At 43.1% G+C, this 20,505-nt stretch carries 10 protein-coding genes; 2 read left to right on the top strand and 8 right to left on the bottom strand.

What is annotated here, in order from left to right:
* Nucleotides 1-8: 8 nt before the first annotated feature.
* Nucleotides 9-2,021, top strand: coding sequence for a beta-galactosidase trimerization domain-containing protein (locus HMPREF9447_RS26055; RefSeq protein ID WP_009132644.1), 2,013 nt, complete (start codon nt 9-11; stop codon nt 2,019-2,021).
* Between the two features lie 224 nt (nt 2,022-2,245).
* Here HMPREF9447_RS26055 and HMPREF9447_RS26050 read toward each other — a convergent pair whose 3' ends face one another.
* From HMPREF9447_RS26050 to HMPREF9447_RS26040, 3 genes are read right to left on the bottom strand one after another with little or no spacing between them, the layout of a single operon-like run.
* On the bottom strand, nt 2,246-3,610 hold the full coding sequence (locus tag HMPREF9447_RS26050; RefSeq protein ID WP_009132643.1) for an efflux transporter outer membrane subunit: 1,365 nt from the start codon (nt 3,608-3,610) through the stop codon (nt 2,246-2,248).
* Nucleotides 3,611-3,627: 17 nt separating this feature from the next.
* Nucleotides 3,628-6,822 carry an efflux RND transporter permease subunit gene (locus HMPREF9447_RS26045; RefSeq protein WP_009132642.1) on the bottom strand — a complete coding sequence of 1,065 codons (3,195 nt, stop codon included), beginning with the start codon at nt 6,820-6,822 and terminating at the stop codon, nt 3,628-3,630.
* Nucleotides 6,823-6,825: 3 nt separating this feature from the next.
* Entirely contained in the window at nt 6,826-7,983 is a 1,158-nt protein-coding gene (locus tag HMPREF9447_RS26040; protein ID WP_044138707.1) for an efflux RND transporter periplasmic adaptor subunit, read from the bottom strand.
* Between the two features lie 177 nt (nt 7,984-8,160).
* Between HMPREF9447_RS26040 and HMPREF9447_RS26035 the strand changes: the two genes are divergently transcribed.
* A complete protein-coding gene (locus HMPREF9447_RS26035; protein ID WP_009132640.1) occupies nt 8,161-8,997 on the top strand; it encodes a helix-turn-helix domain-containing protein in 837 nt (278 codons plus the stop codon).
* Between the two features lie 107 nt (nt 8,998-9,104).
* On the opposite strand, the gene HMPREF9447_RS26030 is transcribed toward HMPREF9447_RS26035, so the two are convergent.
* From HMPREF9447_RS26030 to HMPREF9447_RS26010, 5 genes are read right to left on the bottom strand one after another with little or no spacing between them, the layout of a single operon-like run.
* Complete coding sequence (locus tag HMPREF9447_RS26030) at nt 9,105-11,570, bottom strand: family 20 glycosylhydrolase (RefSeq protein WP_009132639.1); 2,466 nt, start codon at nt 11,568-11,570, stop codon at nt 9,105-9,107.
* 10 nt (nt 11,571-11,580) lie between these two features.
* Nucleotides 11,581-14,922 (bottom strand): glycoside hydrolase family 88 protein, encoded by a 3,342-nt coding sequence (locus HMPREF9447_RS27535; RefSeq protein ID WP_009132638.1) that lies wholly within the window; start codon nt 14,920-14,922, stop codon nt 11,581-11,583.
* A gap of 12 nt (nt 14,923-14,934) precedes the next feature.
* Nucleotides 14,935-17,079, bottom strand: coding sequence for a glycoside hydrolase family 97 protein (locus HMPREF9447_RS26020; RefSeq protein ID WP_009132637.1), 2,145 nt, complete (start codon nt 17,077-17,079; stop codon nt 14,935-14,937).
* Between the two features lie 52 nt (nt 17,080-17,131).
* The gene (locus HMPREF9447_RS26015; protein WP_009132636.1) at nt 17,132-19,045 is read right to left on the bottom strand and encodes a hypothetical protein; all 1,914 of its coding nucleotides are present in this window, start codon (nt 19,043-19,045) and stop codon (nt 17,132-17,134) included.
* 10 nt (nt 19,046-19,055) lie between these two features.
* Nucleotides 19,056-20,501, bottom strand: coding sequence for an MFS transporter (locus tag HMPREF9447_RS26010; RefSeq protein ID WP_009132635.1), 1,446 nt, complete (start codon nt 20,499-20,501; stop codon nt 19,056-19,058).
* Nucleotides 20,502-20,505: the final 4 nt, after the last annotated feature.

The raw sequence follows: 20,505 nt of genomic DNA, 5'->3' as shown, positions 1-20,505 counted from the left end.
GACTCATCATGAATAAAAAAATCATTTATCTCATTCTTGCACTGGTATTCAGTTTCAATGTCCAAGGACAAACTCTAAACAAGGAAAGCAAACCTTTCATTGGAGCACAGATTTTTATTGAGCCCGGACAAACTGACAAACAAATAGAAGAATGGTTTGCCCTTATGCAAAAGAGCGGAATGGAAGTATGCCGTATCCGCATGTTTGGTCTTTACATGAAAACCAAAGACGGTAACTGGGATTTTTCCCTTTTCGACCGCGCTTTCCGTCTCGCAGAGAAATATAACATCAAGGTTTACGCAACTCTCTTTCCTGAAACAGATTTCTCTGATGTAGGAGGGTTTAAATTCCCCCATACCAATGTGCATCAGATGGAAGTAGCGGAATATATACGTCAGGTAGTGACGCACTTCTCTAAATATTCATGTCTAACCGCATGGGTGCTAATCAATGAACCCGGAACACCTAATTTACCATTTGATGAACCATTTACCCAAGATAAATATGCAAAATGGAAAGAAGAACACTCTTTTTCTGCCTATAACCCTCAAGGATATCCTATTTTGAATTTCGAAAAAGAAAAATTCATTGTGGAATACCACAATTGGTATCTCGGTTGGCTGGCAGAACAAGTACAACGATACGATACACACCATGATTTACATGTAAATCCACATAATATCTTCAAACTTTCGAGTTATTATGACTTCCCGACATGGAGAAAATTCCTTCATTCATTAGGGGGATCGGCACACGCAAGCTGGCATTTCACCTATTTCCCACGAGAACGTTATACAGTAGCCATGTCTGCAAATGCCGAGCTAATCCGTGCAGGGGCAGGAGAACTGCCCTGGCTTATGACTGAATTACAAGGTGGTAATAACATATATAGCGGTGCCATCCCTATGTGTCCTACTGCCGAAGAAATCACACAATGGTTATGGATAAATCTGGCATCCGAAGCTAAAGGTGAGATTTTCTGGAGTTTCAATGCACGGGCAACAGGAGCTGAAGCAGGTGAATGGGCCATGATTAACTTTAATGGTGAAGCATCCGACCGCCTCAAAGCAGCGGCTGATGTAGCAAAATTCATTCATACTCACGAGAAACAAATGGCAAAGATACGCACAGCAGAAAGTGGTATAACAATTTTGTATAATCGCACATCCATGTGGACGGAAGCCATACAAAATCAAGGTAAGCCGGGGTATGCGGGACGTGGTGAGGGAGTAATGTGTTCAGCCATATCATATTTTGAAGTTTTATCGGAAATGGGGCTTCAAAGTAAATTTTGCGAATTTGGTGAATATGATTTCACACATGAAAACTACAAAGACCAAGTTATCATACTATCTCACCAAATTTCATTAAGCGCTAAAGAAATTACTAACTTAGAACAGTTTGTCCAAAAAGGAGGTACATTATTAGTAGATGGACTCACCGGATTTTACGATGATACAGCCCATTGCACAATGGTCAGCGGTTTTACACTCGAAAAATTATTCGGAGCACGCCCACTGGAGTTTAAGATGACAAACAATTCATTCAGTCTGGATATTGATGGGCTTTCACTTCCGGGATATTTATGGCGTGGTACTCTAACATTAAGCAACGCAACCAGTATTGGGACATTTGGCAATGAGATAACAGGAGCAGTCAATCACTTTGGAAATGGTCGAGTCGTGTGGATACCTACTCCATTAGGCTTAGGGGCGCGGCAAACCGGAAGTTATGCAGAATTAGCAAAATGGATTACTCGTCAACTTCCACTTGGCATTTTCAATAAAACTCCGTATTTCACCAAACATGAATCAGGAATGCTAATGAAAAGTTTCCAGATTGAAGAAAAATATTATTCATTAATAATCAATAAAACAGATATTGAACGAACTATATCTATAGAGGGAACAAGCCTAAAAGAAGCAAAAGTCTGGTTTGCCGATAAAGCAGTAAAAGCCGCAGGACAGCAGATAACCATAGCACCGGAAGGAACAGTCGTTGTCTGTTGGAATAGTATTTAAATCACTATTTTTCATGTTGGCGAGAGGAATAGAAAAGAATCTGTCTGATTTCCCAAAAAGTGGATAAACTAAATGACAAGAAGGTGTTGCTGAAAGATGCCACAGCGATGCAGATAGAACAGTATTTGCAACAGCAAAAATAATGAAATCCCCTTTTACCACTTCGCCGGAATCAGTCCGGAAAGGATAAAAGGGGATGATGAAACGAAAGAAGAGAGAGTTTTTTATTCTCTACCGCCTCCCAGAGCCTGATAGAGATTAATAATTCCCTGTATTTCATTGAAACGGTCGGCTATCTGCGTCAATTGGGCAGAAAGCAAAGACTGCTGAGCGGTGAGTACTTCCAGATAAGTGGAGTTACCATGCTTCATCAGTAATTGGGTGCTGCGTACGGCGGTTTCCAGAGAAGTGATCTGTCCGTCACGCAACTCCGTTTTGCCACGGGCCACTTGCACTTGCGTAAGAGCGTTGTTCACCTCACTACCTGCATTCAGCAAAGCTTGCTGGAAAGAAAGTTTAGCTTCTTCCTGCTGAGCTTTGGCTATTTTCAATTGTGCCATGTTCAGACCTTTATTGAATAAAGGTTGCGTCAGCGAACCGACAGCAGACAGCAACAGCTTTCCGGGATTGATAATCATACTTCCAGCAGAGTTGGTCCAGCCGGCCGTGCCTCCCAATGTGATGGACGGATAGAATGCCGAACGGGCAGCATTAGTACCATAGAAAGCCTGTGCCAAAGAAAGTTCCGCACTCTTTACATCGGGACGACGGGAGAGCAACTGCAAAGGAACGCCAACGGCAAGTTCTTCCGGAAAGTCCTGTCCTTCCAATTTTCCCCGTTCAATGGCACCAGGCACATCGCCCAATAGGATGGAAAGAGAGTTCTCTACTTCACGAATCTGCTGCCGGATGTCGAGCAAAGAAGCCTCCACCATGTAGCAATTTGCTTCGGTCTGGGCCACTCCAGCCTCATCCGTCATACCCGCAGCTTTCATGGCACGCATGGTCTTCACGCTTTCGCGCCACTTCACGGCGGTTTCAGCAGAGACGTTGTATTGGGCATCGAGCATTAATAAGGTATAATACATATTGGCCACATTGGCTATCAACGATGTGGTGACGGCTTGTTCATACTCCAGACTCTGGAGATAAAGGGCTTTCGCACGACGTTTCGCATTGGTCAGTTTGCCGAAAATATCGATCTCCCAACTGGCGGATGCAATGCCGGTGTACGTCCAGGAGCCTTTGGATTTATCGAAACTGCTGACACCACCTTGCGGGGTCAGCATAAACGAAGGCAAGTACGCCAGACGGGCGGAAGAAAGAGTGGCTTCCGCCTCTTTGATGCGCCAGTGAGCGGACTGCAAGTCGGTGTTGCCTTGCAGAGCGTGCTCGATGAGAGATTGCAGTTGCGGGTCAGTGAACAACTCGCGCCAGGAGAGGGAGGCGATAGAGGTGGTATCTTCCACCGCTACATCCTGCCCGTAAAGTCCGTCGGTCTTGACTTCGGGACGTTCATATTTGGTATAGATACCGCAGCTACTTAACAGACAGCTTGCGACAGCTAAAGTGATGATTTGTTTCTTCATTATTTATATTGTTTATTTCACTTATGTGATTCCTCTATTTCTTTCTTGCTCACTTCCATCTCCTCTTCAATCTGCCAATCGCGTGTCAGCATAGATTGCGCCGGACGAAGACGTTCCTGCAGCCACTGGAAGGTGACGAACAGAGCCGGGACGATAAAGAGCAATGCCAATGTGCCGATAGTCATACCACCTACTACACCTGTACCCAACGAACGGTTACCGTTAGCACCTACTCCGGTAGCCACTACCAGCGGGAATAAACCGAAAATCATCGTCAGCGCCGTCATCAGGATAGGACGCAGACGAGCCTTGGCCGCACTGACTGCAGAAGCGATCAGCCCCATGCCTGCCTTACGACGTTCAGCAGCATACTCCGTCAACAAAATGGCTGTCTTGGCAAGCAAACCTATCAACATAATCAAACCAGTCTGCAGATAAATATTATTCTCCAATCCCGCCATCTTAGCAAACAGGAACGTACCCATCAACCCCACCGGAACAGCCAGAATCACCGCAAACGGAACAATGAAACTTTCATAGAGCGCACTCAGAATCAGGTAAATCATCAGAATACAGATAGCGAAGATAATCACCGTCGTACCGCTTTGCTGGTTTTCCTCACGTGTGATACCACCGAAATCGTAACCGTAACCTTTCGGCAGGCTTATCTCCGCTGTTTCTTTCACGGCACGGATAGCGTCACCCGTACTATATCCCTCGGCAGGCATGGCATTCACCGCAATGGAGTTGTACATATTGAAACGACTCAGCGTCTCGGCGCCATACGTACGCGTCAGCGTAACGAACTGGCTCAACGGAGCCATCTCACCATTTGCCATGCGCACAAAAGCGTTATCCAATGAGCTTTCATCCATACGATACTGCGGGTCGGCCTGAATCATCACCTTATATACTTTAGAGAAACGGTTGAAATTGGACACATACTGTCCACCGTAGTAGCCCGACAGCGTGGAGAGCACCGCATCGGAAGTGATGCCGGCACGTTTGCACTTGGCAGCGTCCACCTCTACCATCCACTGCGGATAGCGCACGTCGAAAGTAGAATAGGCCATAGAGATTTCGGGACGCTGGTTCAAGGCGCCCAGATATTGCTGGGTGGTCTGGAAGAATGTATTCACATCCGTACCCAACTTATCCTGCACATTCAGGTCGAGAGCGTTACCCATACCGTAACCCGGAATCATACCCGGAGCAATGGCGAATACCGTAGCATCCTTGATGTCCGCCGTGCGGGCATAAATCTGTCCGATGACCGCCTGTACCTGGTCTTCTTTCTTCGTACGTTCATCCCAGGGTTTCAGCTTCACCACAATCATACCGAAAGAGTTTCCCTGTCCGGACAACAAGCCGTAACCGGTCACCTTTTGAATATGCAGTTTCTGCGGAATACCTTCCAAGCGTTCTTCAATGCGGAGCATGATGTCGTCTGTAGTCTTCAGAGAACTACCCGGAGCCGTGCTTACATTGACAAACAGTACCCCCTGGTCCTCATCGGGCACGAGACTGGTCTTTGTAGAGTTCATCAGAACCACCAGCAACACCACCGAGCAAGCCAGCAACGACCACGACAGCCAACGGCGTTTGATAAAGAACAACACCGCACCTTTATACTTCTCAACCACCACATCAAAAGCCGCATTGAATGCCCTGCGGAAACGTGCAGCGAAATTATTCTTCTGTGTGCCGTCTTCATTAATATAAGGTCTCAGCAACAGGGCGCAAAGTGCCGGGCTCAGTGTCAAAGCGTTAATGGCCGAGATACCTACAGCAACCGCCATCGTCAATCCGAACTGAGTGTAGAACGTACCGGACGTGCCACTCATAAACGATACAGGAATAAATACCGCCATAAATACCAGCGAAGAGGTGATAACCGCATTACTGATACCCTTCATTGCGTCGATACTTGCCATATAGGAAGACTTGTAACCTACGTCGAAGCGCGACTGTACCGCCTCGACGACGACTATGGCATCATCTACCACCGTACCAATCACAAGCACCAGGGCGAAGAGCGTTATCAGGTTGATACTAAATCCTGCCACCGCCATAAAAGCAAACGTACCAATCAGCGAAACAACAATACCTACCAGCGGAATCAGCGTAGAACGGATGTCTTGCAAGAAAATATACACCACCAAGATAACGAGAATGATAGCCTCTATCAGCGTTTTTACCACCTCATGGATAGAAGCGAAAAGGAAGTCGTTGGAGCTCATCATCTGCGTGAGTTCTATGCCTTTCGGCAGGTCCTTACGTACTTCATCCAGCAATTTGTCGATGTTCTGGTTCACTTCCGTTGCATTGGAACCGGCCGTCTGGAACACCATACAGGATACACCGTTGTGCCTGTCCATGCCGCCTTTGTAGGCATAGCTGTCCTTACCTAGCTCAATGTCCGCTATATCTTTCAGTTTCAGCACTTCGCCATCTTCAGTAGAACGGATAACAATTTCACCAAATTCCTCCGGCGTGATGAGACGGCCTTTATACTTCATGGTATACTGGTAAGTCTCGTCCGAGTTCTCTCCGAACGAACCGGTAGCCGATTCGATATTCTGCTCGGCAAGCACTGCCGACACATCCGACGGAATCAGTTTGTATTGCGCCATCACATCGGGTTTCATCCAGACACGCATACTGTAGTCACCACCCATAATCATCATATCTCCCACACCGGAAATACGGAGTATCTGCGGTTTCAGGTTGATACTGATATAGTTGGACAGGAAGTTTTCATCGTAAGAGTCATCAGGACTGTGCAGCGAAAACATCTGCAAGATACTGGTCTGGCGCTTCATGGTCGTCACACCCACCTGGGTAACTTCCACCGGGAGCTGTCCCGTAGCTTTGGATACACGGTTTTGCACGTTGACCGCCGCCATATCGGGGTCAGTGCCCTGCTGGAAATAAACGGTGATGGAAACCGTACCGGCATTGGTGGCGCTGGAAGTCATATAAGTCATGTTCTCCACACCGTTGATAGCTTCTTCCAGTGGTGCGATAACGCTCTTCTGCAATGTTTCCGCACTAGCACCGAAATAATTGGTGCTTACCATGACGGTAGGCGGAGCAATATCGGGATATTGTTCTACGGGCAAGGTAAACAGCCCGATGATGCCCAGGATGACAATCGTAATAGATATGACTGCCGAAAATACCGGGCGTTCAATAAATGTTCTCAAATTCATGGATTAATCCTCCTTTGTTTGTTGATTAGCAGTGGGTTGTGCAGCAGAAGATGCTGACTTGGGCTGTACCGGCGTACCTTCACGCAGCAATCCCACTCCTTCGGCCACAATGATGTCGCCCACACTCAAACCGTTATCTACTATATATTCTTTTCCTCCGTTCACACGGGTCACATCTACCGGAGCAGACTGCGCTTTGCCGTCTATCACCTTAAATACAAACACTTTATCCTGCAACTCATAAGTGGCCGCTTGCGGAATAACGATACAATTCCGTTTTTGAACAGGGACTACCACATTGCCCGAACCTCCACTCTGCAGCAATCCGTCCTTATTGGGGAATACGGCACGCAGGCTGACGGTTCCGGTCGATGTATCTATCACACCGCTAATAGTCTCAATCTTTCCCTGTGAGGGGTACGTTGACTTATCATTCAGGATCAGTGAAATGGAAGGCATCTCTTCGAGCGCCTTGTTTTTGGAACCGTAGCGGCGGGTCATATCCAGCAACTGGTTTTCCGTCATCGAGAAGTACACGTACATATCGGAATTATCGGAAACCGTGGTCAACGGTTTAGGCAAACTGGCGCTAACCAAAGCACCCACACGATAAGGCAGAGTACCTACAACTCCGTCAGCAGGACTTTTCACTTCGGTATACGAGAGGTTATTGGCAGCACTCACACGCTGCGCTTCCGTCTGCGCCAACTGCGCCTTTGCTGTCAACAGGTTATTGTAAGACGTCTGTAAGTCGAACTCCGAAATTACATTCTGTGCAAACAATTCTTTCTTACTGTCATACGTCAGTTGCGCAGTAGCCACACTTGCGCGGGCTGCTTCCACATTGGCCTCGGCAGTCTGCAAAGCAGCACGGTAAGGCACTTGGTCTATGATAAACAGCACTTGCCCTTTACGGACGGACTGCCCTTCTTCCACACAAAGTTTAGTCAGAAAACCGGATACCTGCGGATAAATGTCAATGTCCTGTCGTCCACGGATACTCGCTGAGTAGGTAGTTTGCAATTCTCTGTCGGAAGTCGTGATTCCCATCACTTCATACTCTGAATTGGTCTGCACGGTAGGAGCCTGTCCGCATGCTGCCAATGTCACACTACAGATGAGCGTCATCATCTGCTTTGTCAATCTCTTCTTTGTTATCATACTACAATCTTTAAATAAAAAAACTTCTTTTTCTAATGTCGGCGGCAAAGGTATGCCGTTTTTGAACAATAACTTGTTTCATTTGTCGCACTCCATTGTTCATTTTCGGAACAGACCACTTAACGTTTGAAAAAGATATCCTACCTTTGTACCATCAAAATTCTCAAAAAGACAAGTATGAATCCATTATTAACTACCAAAGCAGAAACATTCAGAGCCGGAGAGGACAATCTGGACTTTTACCGCAACCGCCTCATCAAACTGACCAACGGTGCACTCCTGTATTGCACCAAAGGGGAAGCGGATTTTAGTATAGATTTAGAGGAATATCACATCGTTCCCAATACGAATGTAATGTTACTGCCCGGTTCCATTCTTTCATTGAAATCGGCCACTAGGGATTTCCGGGTACATTACTTCGCTTATTCAGGCGAAATGATAAAAGTTGCCTGTTTCCGTCTGGACCCGGCTTTCATGCATTTCATGAAAGAAAATGCGTGCTATACCCATACGGATCCCGAAGCGATAAGGGCCATCACGGGATTGATAGGTGCAAGCGCAGCCGTCTATGGTGACAAAGAAAACAGGTTTCAGGAAAGTATTGCCCAAAACCTGCTTCAGATATTCTTTCTGGATACTTATGATAAGGTGCAGCGGTATTTCACCAAAGAACAACTGGAAGGGAGCAACCGGAAAGGGCAATTATTTAAGAAGTTCATCCACTTGGTACATACGCACTGCACCAGCCAGCGGGATGTGGCTTTCTATGCCGAACAACTTTGCATATCCACCCGCTATCTCTCAGCCATCACCAGGGAAGCAGGCAATATTTCCGCCAAAGAAATCATCGATGAATTCCTGACCCTGGAAATTAAGGTGACGCTGCAATCCACCAACCTGTCGCTGAAAGAGATAGCCGACCGTTATAATTTCCCCGACCAGTCGTTTTTCGGACGATACTTCAAAAAGCATACGGGGATGTCGCCTAAGGAATACAGAATGACGAGGGCATGATAACAACAGAAGGAAAGGAACATCCCGCCTTTATTCTCAACACAAAAGAGGAGAATAAAAGGTGGGAGGAAAAAACTTTAGCTTATCTCTTTTCCGGCATTATCCTGCTAATCTATTTGATATTTATTCTTCCTACTGCTTACTTTAACATCTGCTATACGGAAAGAAAACTCCCAGTTATTTGTCGCTCTTCCCAACTTAAGCAATATCTTATTTTTTCCTGCTTTCAGGTTCAGCTTGCATTGATACTCGTCCGTAATCATAGTCTCACTACCCTGTCTTTTAAAGACAGATACTCCGTTACAGACAATTTCAAGTTTTCCGGTAAAACCAAAGCTGGCGATTACTGTTTGCTCTTTCAGAGATTCTAATGTACAATAAGCATAAGATAGCACTTTACCTTTTGCGTCTAAAGGTGTATCCAACGAAACACGATCAGAAAGTGAAGAGGAATATTTCATCCACTTGATACTCTCCCCTTTCTCATTGAAAAATGAGAACCCAGGAAAAGGAGCAGCAGTGCTCTCCCCACCCATTCCTTTCAATAAGTCCGTATCGAATGTCACCCCATTCTCAAGATTGAAAGCCGGAGATATCAACCAGTAGGTAAAGTATGAACCTTTGAGCTCCCGGATATCCAAGCGAATATCAGCTGGAGCAATTAGAGGCAAGCCTTGTTCAAAATATCCAACTGATGTGTTGAATGAAGTAATTATGTCATCATAATCAGCTAATAATCGATTAAAAGACTCCATTTCAAAGTTATTCCAATACTCACGATTTTCTTTTTTCCAAATAGCATCATAATCCTTTTGAACCTTAGCTAAATCGTTCCGGCATTCAGCTATGTTAGTTAAAGCTTTATCTAACAAAGCTTTAGCTTTCGTCTTGTTCTGACATTGAAATTCAATAGCCTCAGCATATAAAGACGCAGCCTCGGTCAATTTCAGCTTGGCTTTTGCCAAATATTTATATTCGGCAGTCACCATACCAAACGCCTTGTATTCACGTATATAATTCTTAGCGGTCGGTTTACTCAAAATAGAATCGATCTCTAAACAGGCTTCAAACACATCTTCCCAATCTGCCAAGCTATATTGAATGTATTTACCTCTTTCAGGAATCATTGTTTTCCAGAAGACAAGTTCACTCATATTATCAAGAGCTCCGATTTCGCTCATTTCAGTCAGCTTGTGAATGGCAGCGAAAAGCTCCCTCCCTTCGCTCTGGTAAATGGCTTTAGAAAGACGAGCATCAAAATCACTGAGCTCCTTTTCATTCGGATTCCATGAATGTTCTGCGCCATAAGCCACTCCATACCAGTCGCGATCGAAAGTCTGTAAACTTCCTTCATCCCACACTGTATTAAGTACTCCCATAGCTCCTTTCTCAACTCCTTGCTTTATAAACTTCTGGAGGTTAGGAATGGCCATTTTGTAATTTGGAGAGATACGAGATGAATTCAACACCCCAGGGCACACAATAAAATCAAATCCTTTCTCTACAAACGGATCAATCCATTTGCTATAAGAATCATAATCACTGTACTCCCAGGTCATCATCACTGTCCCCTTTGCAAGGATGTCCAAAACTTCCGGATATTGTAGCACAATATCTCCCCACATCATCATGCACTTACCATTATCTTTTAATATTGCAGACAACTGGTTCATATAGTCCGTATATACACGTCCTGCACCAAGCTCTTTCACTTTTTCGGCAGATGGACCACGTCCTATATCAAAGGTTTCATCACAATTCACATGAAAGAACTTTGACTCAAACGCAGGACTCATTTCTGTATAAATATCCCGCATGAATTCTAATGTTTCAGGTTTAGTCAAAGCATACATCGTATTGCTTTCAGCAATATTCTGAAATTTAGGGCTAAGCAACACCTTTCCGGCATGGCCAAGTGATTGAAAATTGGGTATTAACTCTATATAATACTCCTTTGCATACTCAGATAATTCTTTCCACTCGGCTATGGATAACGCACCACCAGGAGGTGCAAACTCAGGATGCTTCTCCGTACGCACTACATGCTCCGTATAGTAAGTCAATGTGTTTATTTTCAATTCAGCAAGTCGTCGAATCTGATATTTCATGTATTCCAAGGTCGGAACAGGCCCACGACTTATATCGTCCATTACCCCACGGAATTTCACTGCCGGCTTGTCTATGATGTGCAATCCTTGAAGCTTATTATTCTTTGCACCACGAATCAGTTGAATTAAAGATTGCTTTCCATAGAAAAGTCCCTGAGGAGTATTTGCAGCCAACACAACCTGATTGTTATCTATATGAAGCTCGTAACCTTCATCACCCAATTCTTCCTTGAAAAAGCCCAATTTCTGAAAAAATCCATCCAGTTCACCTCCACGAATACCCATCTGAAACGACTTGATAGATGCATTTCGTTCCATCAAAAGTTTCTCATAGTCAACACCTGTTTCTAAAGAGAACTTTTTATTTGTAGTTTTCACTTTATAAGGTAATGGTACGATATCCACTGCAGAAAGATTAAATACCACTATTACCATCAATAAGCATATACTTAATATACGTTTCATTTTTAATCTGCTATTTATTAAAAAAGTAATACATTTCCGTTCCCAAGGTTAACACAGCACCCATTCCGCGCGGATCACTTTCAAGCGTTTTCTGACGTTTGTAATAATCGGCATCCTTACCCATATCTGTTCCTTGGCATATGCCATACACTACCCCATTTTCACCAATCTGCGCCGAAACAGCTTCCCATATTTTCATTAATTGTGGAACGTATCGTTGTGAGATCCACTTATGGTTGATCGCTCTTGCCAATGCTAATCCGAACATGGCGCTTCCAGAAGTCTCCAGATAGGAGTCCGGCTCATTTAGGACTTGATGCCACAAACCACTCTCGGATTGATAATTAAGTAAAGCCACCAGACGTTTAGTAAACACCTCTTTTATCTTCTTATAGTCCTTATGGTCTGCAGGCAGCCCAAGTAACGCCTCGGACATCGCCCAGACTACCCAACCGTTTGCCCTTGACCATGCAACAGGTGATAACTCCTTTGTTTGATTGTACCACCCATGCCTGCACAGATTGGTACGTGGATCTGTTAGATAATGATTGATGTGCAATATCTGAAAAGCAGCTTCATCATATAATTTACTATCCTTATTCAATTTAGCCATACGCAACAGGAAAGGAACGGACATAAACATATCATCAGCCCAAACTGTTTGTTCAACTGGCTCGGGACGGCATAATGTACCGTCCGCAAGGCGCGATTGCTTGTTAAGTATATGATCAAGGACCCGATCAAGTATTTCCCGGTGCAAAATTTGCGACTCAGCATTCAAAACGATTTCAGCCAAAGGTAAAGCTGCACCTCCCGTATCATCGAGCATGGTAGCCCTGAATAAACGAAAGTATCCTCCCCGCATTACACGCGATGAAAAATATTGTTCTTTAAAAAAATGATAATGGTCGAATACATGCTTATTAAATTTATCGACAAACGCCTGATAAGTATAGGCATTCGAAGCCGTATACAAATTCAGCATTCCCAGTAAGGTGTTCGAATTCGCATAATGCCAATCAGCATTAAAACCTTTTTTATTGTTTGTAAATGGTGAAACCTTTAAGGCTTGCTGGATGAGAGGTTGTTGCATTTGCCATGTAATCATCCGGCCGTTATATACATAATACCTACGTATCATTTGTTCGGGTCCAAACACAGAATCCATTGGGGTAGCGGAAGTAGTTTCAAAAGGTTCTGTCACCAGCCAATTATTGATATGTGAATTCGCAATATTATTCCTTATTTCAATGGAATCATCGAACAATTGATCCGGTCTTAAAGCGCAACAGACAAATTCAAGTCCCTTACTTCCACCAGATGTCTTGACTAAAAGCTGATTCTCTCCTCTATGCAAATTGACCTTCACTTCATGGCTGAACCGAAAACGGTTATAGGTATATTCCTCAAACTGTTCTTTATCGGATTCTCCAGCATAAATCAGATTTCCGTTCAGGTAGAGTTTGATATTACCACGGAAAGAAAATCCGAGTTTTGTTTCTTTAGCTTCTTTTGTATTCAACCTTATCAATCCATAAGCAATCTGACTTAGACGATTCAGCACCTGTTCATTAATTCGCAATCGGGATATATTAGCATTGAAGGTAACTACCTTAGTTTCAAAATCAAAGAGTGTATTCTGTATCAGATAATCTGCTGCTTTCTTTGTCAGTGCCAATACTTTTTGAGCCTCTGAAACCGGTTTTGTAGGAATAGAGGATGCCCACAAGGTAACATCTTCGCCATCCATACTTTTGGGTTTGGCAATAACCGACAAATAGATATTATTCCAAGGCAATTCTTTATCTGCCGTTAGAATAAGTAAACAACTCTCCTCCTGAAGACAGAAACGTTGAAAAGTTATATCATTCAACATGAAATTTCCGGCGTTAATGGTTTGTTCATTCAAAGGACAGGAGAACCATAGTTTCAAGGTGTTATTTTCCACTTTATGTTTCACAATACGGGGCTTTTCCCGGTCGGGTATTTCTATACCTGGATTTACATACCGAAAGACCGGTCCTTCTACTAACTTGCCGTCATCATAAGCACCAATATCCAGTTTATCTCCGGTATAGTAAATCGAAATATCATCCGGTATTATTCCGGCATCCTTACAAGGTGAACCATCTCTTAACAAAAAGTTTCCATAAGCACCATCCATAAACATCGGGTCGGCCACTATACTCGGACATTTACTTGTCCGGACTACTTTATCCGGAAAAGGGATATTGGCACAATCATTCTCAAACTGGTTGTTTTTTCCTAAATAATAGATACCAACCGTATCAGCATTTGAAAGATGGTAAGCATTGTTGAAATGGTAAATGTGGTCACTATGCCAGTATTCTTCATTTATACGCCCCAATACATCCGAGTCAACCTGCCAGCTATTATTGAATATATATAACGGTTTCGTCAAACGTCTTTCTTTCCCTACAAATTTAAAGATCGTCCAACCATCATTACAACCGGGCAATTTGACACCTGTATTTCCATAGAAATAGATCGGACCGCCTCCTACCTCAGTTATCGAAATAAAGGCATGACTGTTGATCATCGTATTATGATAGAAATGAAGGTTCTTACAATAGACTTCGGGTTCAAAGGCATTATCGGCCGAATTCTCTATTACATTTCGATAGACTTCTCCGTTTGTACAAGCTAAGGTATCACTTTCAGCATCGCCCATTATTGACAACCGTATTCCGTTATATACGTTTTTAATATAGTTGTCGCGAATAACAAAGGAACCTCCGATCATTTTTGCTTGAAAGATACTACCGTTGTAATGTTTAAACTCTCCATGATGTAACTCAGACCACGAGAACTTACCTTCCTTTGTCCAAACATGTTCGCCCTGTTCCCAATAACAGTTCTCTACAAGAAAATGGTGACTTTTCCGTCCCTGAGCAAAAAGCGCGCGCCGTCCACCTTTTATGGTACAGTTTATCAATGATATGTAACTTGATTCATGAACCCGCACAACATCTACCCAACAATTTTTGAAGGATAAGTTATCTATCGTAATCCATGAACTGTTTTCAATGAACACCCCATAATTTTTCAAGTTGCTCCCCGGTTCAGGTGCACCACCATCTATCGTAGTATACGCTCGGTCTTCACCCCTTATCACGATAGGGTTATCCTGAATACCAGTTTTGTTTATCAACTTCAGGTTTACACGATAATAGCCTTTCTTTAATAAAAGCGTATCTCCACCTTCAAGAGCGACAAGCTTATCATTGATTGCCTTGGTCGATATTTTATCGTCAACAACAACAGTCTTGCCTGATGCGCAAATACCTGAGAACAAAAGGACTATAGTAAAAACAAGCTGTAATTTATTCATATATTATTTGTTTTAAAGCCTTTTCAGACCTTTTATTTCTGTTTTATCTGAGACTTCTTTAATGCTGATAGCCACTCCGCCCCCCGGGGCTAAATATTGTTTCAGATTTGATTTATGGGTAACAAGCACTTTCCGTACTTGATAAGACATTGGGTTTGTTTTCCAATGTGCAGTCTTTGAATCTTCATAAATGGTTGCAATGTACTGCTTTCCTACTGGCAGATAATCAAAAGTGATATTTGCCATACGGGCATTCTCGTCAGTGATACCACCAATAAACCATTCGTTTTTGCCTTTAGCTTTACGGGATATTGTGATATAATCACCCGGTTCTGCCTCCAAAATATAAGTATGATCCCAATCTACCGCCACATCTTTGATGAATTGGAAAACGTCAGTAAAGCGTTCATATGTTTCAGGAAGGTCAGCAGCCATTTGCAACGGACTATAAATAGTTACATAATAAGCCAATTGTTTAACAAGTGTAGTACCTGCCTGTTTCGTTTTCTTCGGACTATGGTAGCTGAATATGGTTTGCAAAATGCCCGGTGTATAATCCATCGGTCCACCCATTAAACGGGTAAACGGAAGTATGGTTGTATGTTCGGGAGGCAGTCCAGCCATAGCTTCAAACTCTGTTCCACGGGCAGATTCCTGTGCCAGCCAATTCGGATAAGTACGGTGTAAGCCTGTTGGACGTACCGCCTCATGCGAATTTACCATTATTTTATATTTAGCAGCTGTATTTGCTACGTGTATATAGTGGTTCACCATCCATTGTCCATCATGATGTTCTCCTTTGGGTCTGATCCACCCCACATATCCCGTCTTTACGGCATTATATCCATGTTCCTTCATGAACCGGAAAGCATCGTCTAATCTACGTTCATAGTTGGCTACGGAAGCACCTGTTTCGTGATGCATCATTACTTTTACACCCTTATCGGCAGCATATTGCTGTAACTCTTTCACATTAAAGTCCGGATAAGGGGTTACGAAATCAAATAAGTCGGTTCTTACTTTTCCTCCCCAGTCTTCCCAACCGATGTTCCAACCTTCAACCAGCACCTGTTCAAACCCATGCTTCGCAGCAAAATCAATATAACGTTTCACATTTGCTGTGTTAGCGGAATGCGTAGTATTCGGTTTCAATTTCGAGTAGTCAGTAACACTTAGTTTTATATGCGTATCATCCGTGTAGTTCCATGTTCCTTTGCCTACGAACATTTCCCACCAAACCCCGATATATTTTATAGGCTTGATCCAGGAAACATCTTCAAACCGACAAGGTTCATTCAAATTGAGGATGAGTTTTGAGGCTAGAATATGGCGGGCATCATCGCTTACAATAATAGTACGCCATGGTGTCTTAGCCGGAGTATAGATATCTCCTTTTCCTCCCCAAACATCGGGTACCAGATGAGAACAAAGTTTCCAATCATTTATGTCAACACTTAAATGCATAGCCGGATAATCAACCAATGCTGCTTCATGGATGTTTATATATAGTCCATCATCCGATTTCATCATAAACGGAGTCTGCACAACAGCGCCATCAATGGGTACTTGTGTTTTTATGCGCGTAATTGCCCTTTCCCTATTTACGGCTATTTCCGATATCTTGGTCGTAAGATATACATACTCATTAGTCTCATAATCACCCGGTATCCAGAATGCATTGTGATCTCCTGCCAGATTGAACTCTGTTATTTCTTCTTTTACGATGAAATCATACAGTTTTTCCTGCTTCGGAAACTCGTAACGAAAACCCAGTCCGTCATCGAACAAACGGAAACGGATATTCATAAAACGGTCAGCATTTGACAGTTTCACGAGCATCTCATTATAATGATTGCGAATTTCTTTCTCTTCTCCCCAGACAGGATTCCATACAGAATCCTCTGAATCAGTAGTTATACTGATAACAGTAAAATTCCGGGTTAAATCCAGAACTCCCAGTTTGCTTAAAACGATCTCAAAGCCCAGCTTACTGGACTTTATCACTTCTTTATCCTTATAGTTGAGGGTGTAAACAGGCGTACCTTGCTTGTCAAGCGCAAATGCCAGAGTCATGTTTTGATCCGGTGAATTCAGGATCTGAGCGCGAACAGGCAGGCTAACCCCAAATATCCATAAAACAAAAAGTATGTTACGCATATAAGATTATTCTTTAGAAACAGTTCTGATTTTATTTTCTCACAATGAAACTTTAAATTAATCTATAACTAAACCGGATGGTCTCTCTAAAATCATTCTTCTCACAAATTACGTTCAAAATAATCGGATAAGCCTTCAGAGCAGGATAACTCCATTTATATTTTTCCTCATCCGTTCCTAGTTCGAGATTCACATTATCCGATATTATTTTCATTTCTATTGTCTGATCATTCATCTTTATCCATACCGTTTTAGGGTCTATCTGCTTGAACTCCATGCCTGGATAATAAATGATTGGTTCAATAATACGTACAAAAGATTTAGTATCGTGATAAATAAGTTCAATCTCTTTGCACACGCTATTGTCGCTTATCGTATGCTCCAATCGATAGGCAATACCACCTTCCTGTTGCTTGCTGTTTTTCAGTTCACCAAAGCTTGATACGATATACGCTCCATCTTTTTCGTTGTTGGTCATGATAGCATCAAATTCATATAAATTGGTGAAATAACCTAAGTCACTACTAAATTCAATTCTTGGAGTCAATGGTAACGGAGTCGGAATTTCCGGAAAACTCATTGGCTCCCATCTTTTATAGATGGTTTGCGATGATGCCTGAAAATATCCATGTCCATTTAACCAAAGATTGGTTATTGTACCTCCACCAGGACGATGCATATATTTTGTACGATCTCCCGCCGGATCTTTATATGTATATCCTGATATGGTAGCACACCACTGTGATGTTCTCGACACTGTCAAGTTCAATGTAGGAAAATAATACATACCCTTCCTATCAAGAGGCAACTGCTGTACTTTACCCGCATCAGCTTTCGCAAAAGCTATTGCCATTGCCATATTCTTGGCTTTGGTGAAAGTGGGATAAATGCAAGGCTCGTAATCATACATATCATAGTATAAAGGGCCAAAACCAACGATACCGCCTTTCATACAGGTCCTCAGGAATTGTATGTTCCGGATAGCGGCCGTACGGTACTGATCATTTTTATCCATAAACAGGCTGAAAAGCGCCTGACATCCATCTGAAGTACCACTACCGAAGCAAGTCCATTTATTGGAACGAATTCCCCACGAAGCGTCCATTGATCCGTCAGGATAAATAAAGTACAGATGCCGTGCCAATGACTTTTCTACGATTTGCTTTATTGCGTCATCCTTTGCCAATTGAGCAAATAGTGCCAATCCCCAAAGAGACATCTCAAGGTTATAACCCAAATCTATTCCATATTTCACTCCGAATACACGCCCACCTTCGCCTGTCAGGAAATAATCCTGGTCCATCTTACCAACTACCAGATAGGCCAGTTCCCGTGCTTTATACTGATAGGACTGTTTGTTGACGACTTCGTTCACAACCATAAGACTTGCCGTAGTTGTCGCACAATAATTGATACTGGCAAATTGGGGTGACATTACTTTGACAAGGTAATCGCCTGCTTTCTCAATGGATTGCAGCCACGCTTCCTTCTCTTTCTTCGATAAATGCGGCTTCAGAAAGGGATATGCCAACGCCATCATTAACACCTGATCGGTGGTTGTACCTGTCCATGTCTCTGGTGTTTCGAGCCATGACCCGTTATCCTCCTGCTGCCTAATAAGCCAGTTTCCAGCATTGACCGCTGCTTTCAGATAGGCTCTATTCCCGGTTTTATAATACTCGAACGCAAAAGGGTAAACTGCCTCTGCTGCCCGCGTATGATACAATTTGCAATACGGACAGTAAATGCCACCATAATCCGGAGAGTTTTTATCAGGATTAACATACTTCATGACAGAAGCATTCAACTCCGAGAGCATACGCATTGCATGTACACTCAAGGTATCCACTTCCTTTACCGCATGGTATATTTCCCCTACTGCACAGCGCATGTTTCTACAGGAGAATGCTGCCGGCATCAGAAATATAAAATAGACAAACAATAAAATCAATCTTAACTCGATCATTCTAACTTTTTTATAAATCTGTAATCGGTTTATATTTAGGAACCAATGCTTTCATAACCACCCAACCAATCAAGTGAGAGAAAGCACAAACTGAAAATATAATGAAATACCCGGCTTCTTCTCCTTTGAAGCCCATGAAAACCATTTGCGTTTGGTCCGCATAATCAAATAATACGCCCGAACCTTTATTGATGATAAACGCGCCAATACCTCCGGCCATGCCACCGATCCCGATAATCGTTCCGATCGCTTTTTTTGGAAACATATCACTGACGGTAGTGAATATGTTTGCCGACCAAGCCTGATGACCTGCCATTGCGATACCCACGCATATGATCGGTATCCAATAAGATATGTGTCCTAATGGCTGAGCAAAAAGGGCAATCAGTAAAAAGGATGCAAAAATCAACATCGTTTTCATGCGTCCATCATAAGGATTCATCTTTTTCTTGTCCACAAAATAAGATGGCAACCAGCCGCCTACAATAGATATTAGTGAAATCAGATATAACAAAAATATGGCTAATTGCCCCTTTGGATCGGACGATTTAATATCGTATACGGCACTTAGATAAGCCGGAGTCCAAAATAAGAAGAAAAACCATACACCGTCTGTAAGGAACTTGCCTAAGGCAAATGCCCAGGTTTGCTTATATTTCAGACAAGTCAAATAAGGCACTTTCTCTTCTTCCTTCTTCGTATCCTGTCCATCCTGATGAATATATTGCAACTCACTCTCGTTCACTTTTGAATTCATATGTGGCTTTTTATAAATCAACATCCACGCCCCCATCCAAATAAAGCCAAGTGCACCAATCACAAGGAAAGCCATTTCCCATCCCCAGGCTTCTGCTATGGCCGGGATCGTTACAGGAGCAGCCAAAGCGCCGACAACGGAACCGCAATCAAAAAGGCTTGTAGCCAGTGCCCTATCTTTTTTAGGAAAATATTCGGCCGTTGTTTTTATGGCTGCCGGATAGTTACCAGCCTCGCCAAGTGCCAGAATCATACGGGCGATGATAAATAATGTCACACTCACGGTTACAATGAGAGTGGTATCGCCAATTGCAGCAATCGCTTCCCTAGCACCGGCAAACCCAACAAGCCATTGGTCGGCAACAACTCCTGATGTGATAATACCACAAAAAGCGTGCAAACATGCCCCGATAGACCAGATACCAATGGCCCACAAATAGCCTTTCTTTGTACCTATCTTATCAATAAATTTTCCGGCAAACAGCATACTCACAGCATAAAAGATGGAGAATAAAGCCGTTATTGTTCCATAATGGGTGTTTGTCCAGTGGAACTCCGGAGCAATAAAATCTCTCCAAGTAAGTGAAAGTACCTGACGGTCCAGATAATTAATGGTGGTAGCAAAAAACAGCATAGAACATATTACCCACCGATAATTGGTTCTTTTATTCATTGTTACATGGTTAAGTGTACTATTCATTGTT

This window comes from Bacteroides oleiciplenus YIT 12058 (assembly GCF_000315485.1).
In the GTDB taxonomy this organism is placed as follows: Bacteria; Bacteroidota; Bacteroidia; order Bacteroidales; family Bacteroidaceae; genus Bacteroides; species Bacteroides oleiciplenus.
The sequence above is the reverse complement of the archived record's forward strand: the minus strand, read 5'-3'. Positions and strand labels throughout refer to the sequence as shown.

Bases quoted from the DNA above. Each gene is read 5' to 3' on its own strand.
- HMPREF9447_RS26055 (WP_009132644.1), top strand. From the start codon at position 9: ATGAATAAAAAAATCATTTATCTCATTCTTGCACTGGTATTCAGTTTC.
- HMPREF9447_RS26015 (WP_009132636.1), bottom strand. From the start codon at position 19,045: ATGATCGAGTTAAGATTGATTTTATTGTTTGTCTATTTTATATTTCTG.
- HMPREF9447_RS26010 (WP_009132635.1), bottom strand. From the start codon at position 20,501: ATGAATAGTACACTTAACCATGTAACAATGAATAAAAGAACCAATTAT.
- HMPREF9447_RS26050 (WP_009132643.1), bottom strand. From the start codon at position 3,610: ATGAAGAAACAAATCATCACTTTAGCTGTCGCAAGCTGTCTGTTAAGT.
- HMPREF9447_RS26045 (WP_009132642.1), bottom strand. From the start codon at position 6,822: ATGAATTTGAGAACATTTATTGAACGCCCGGTATTTTCGGCAGTCATA.
- HMPREF9447_RS26040 (WP_044138707.1), bottom strand. From the start codon at position 7,983: ATGATAACAAAGAAGAGATTGACAAAGCAGATGATGACGCTCATCTGT.
- HMPREF9447_RS27535 (WP_009132638.1), bottom strand. From the start codon at position 14,922: ATGAATAAATTACAGCTTGTTTTTACTATAGTCCTTTTGTTCTCAGGT.
- HMPREF9447_RS26030 (WP_009132639.1), bottom strand. From the start codon at position 11,570: ATGAAACGTATATTAAGTATATGCTTATTGATGGTAATAGTGGTATTT.
- HMPREF9447_RS26020 (WP_009132637.1), bottom strand. From the start codon at position 17,079: ATGCGTAACATACTTTTTGTTTTATGGATATTTGGGGTTAGCCTGCCT.
- HMPREF9447_RS26035 (WP_009132640.1), top strand. From the start codon at position 8,161: ATGAATCCATTATTAACTACCAAAGCAGAAACATTCAGAGCCGGAGAG.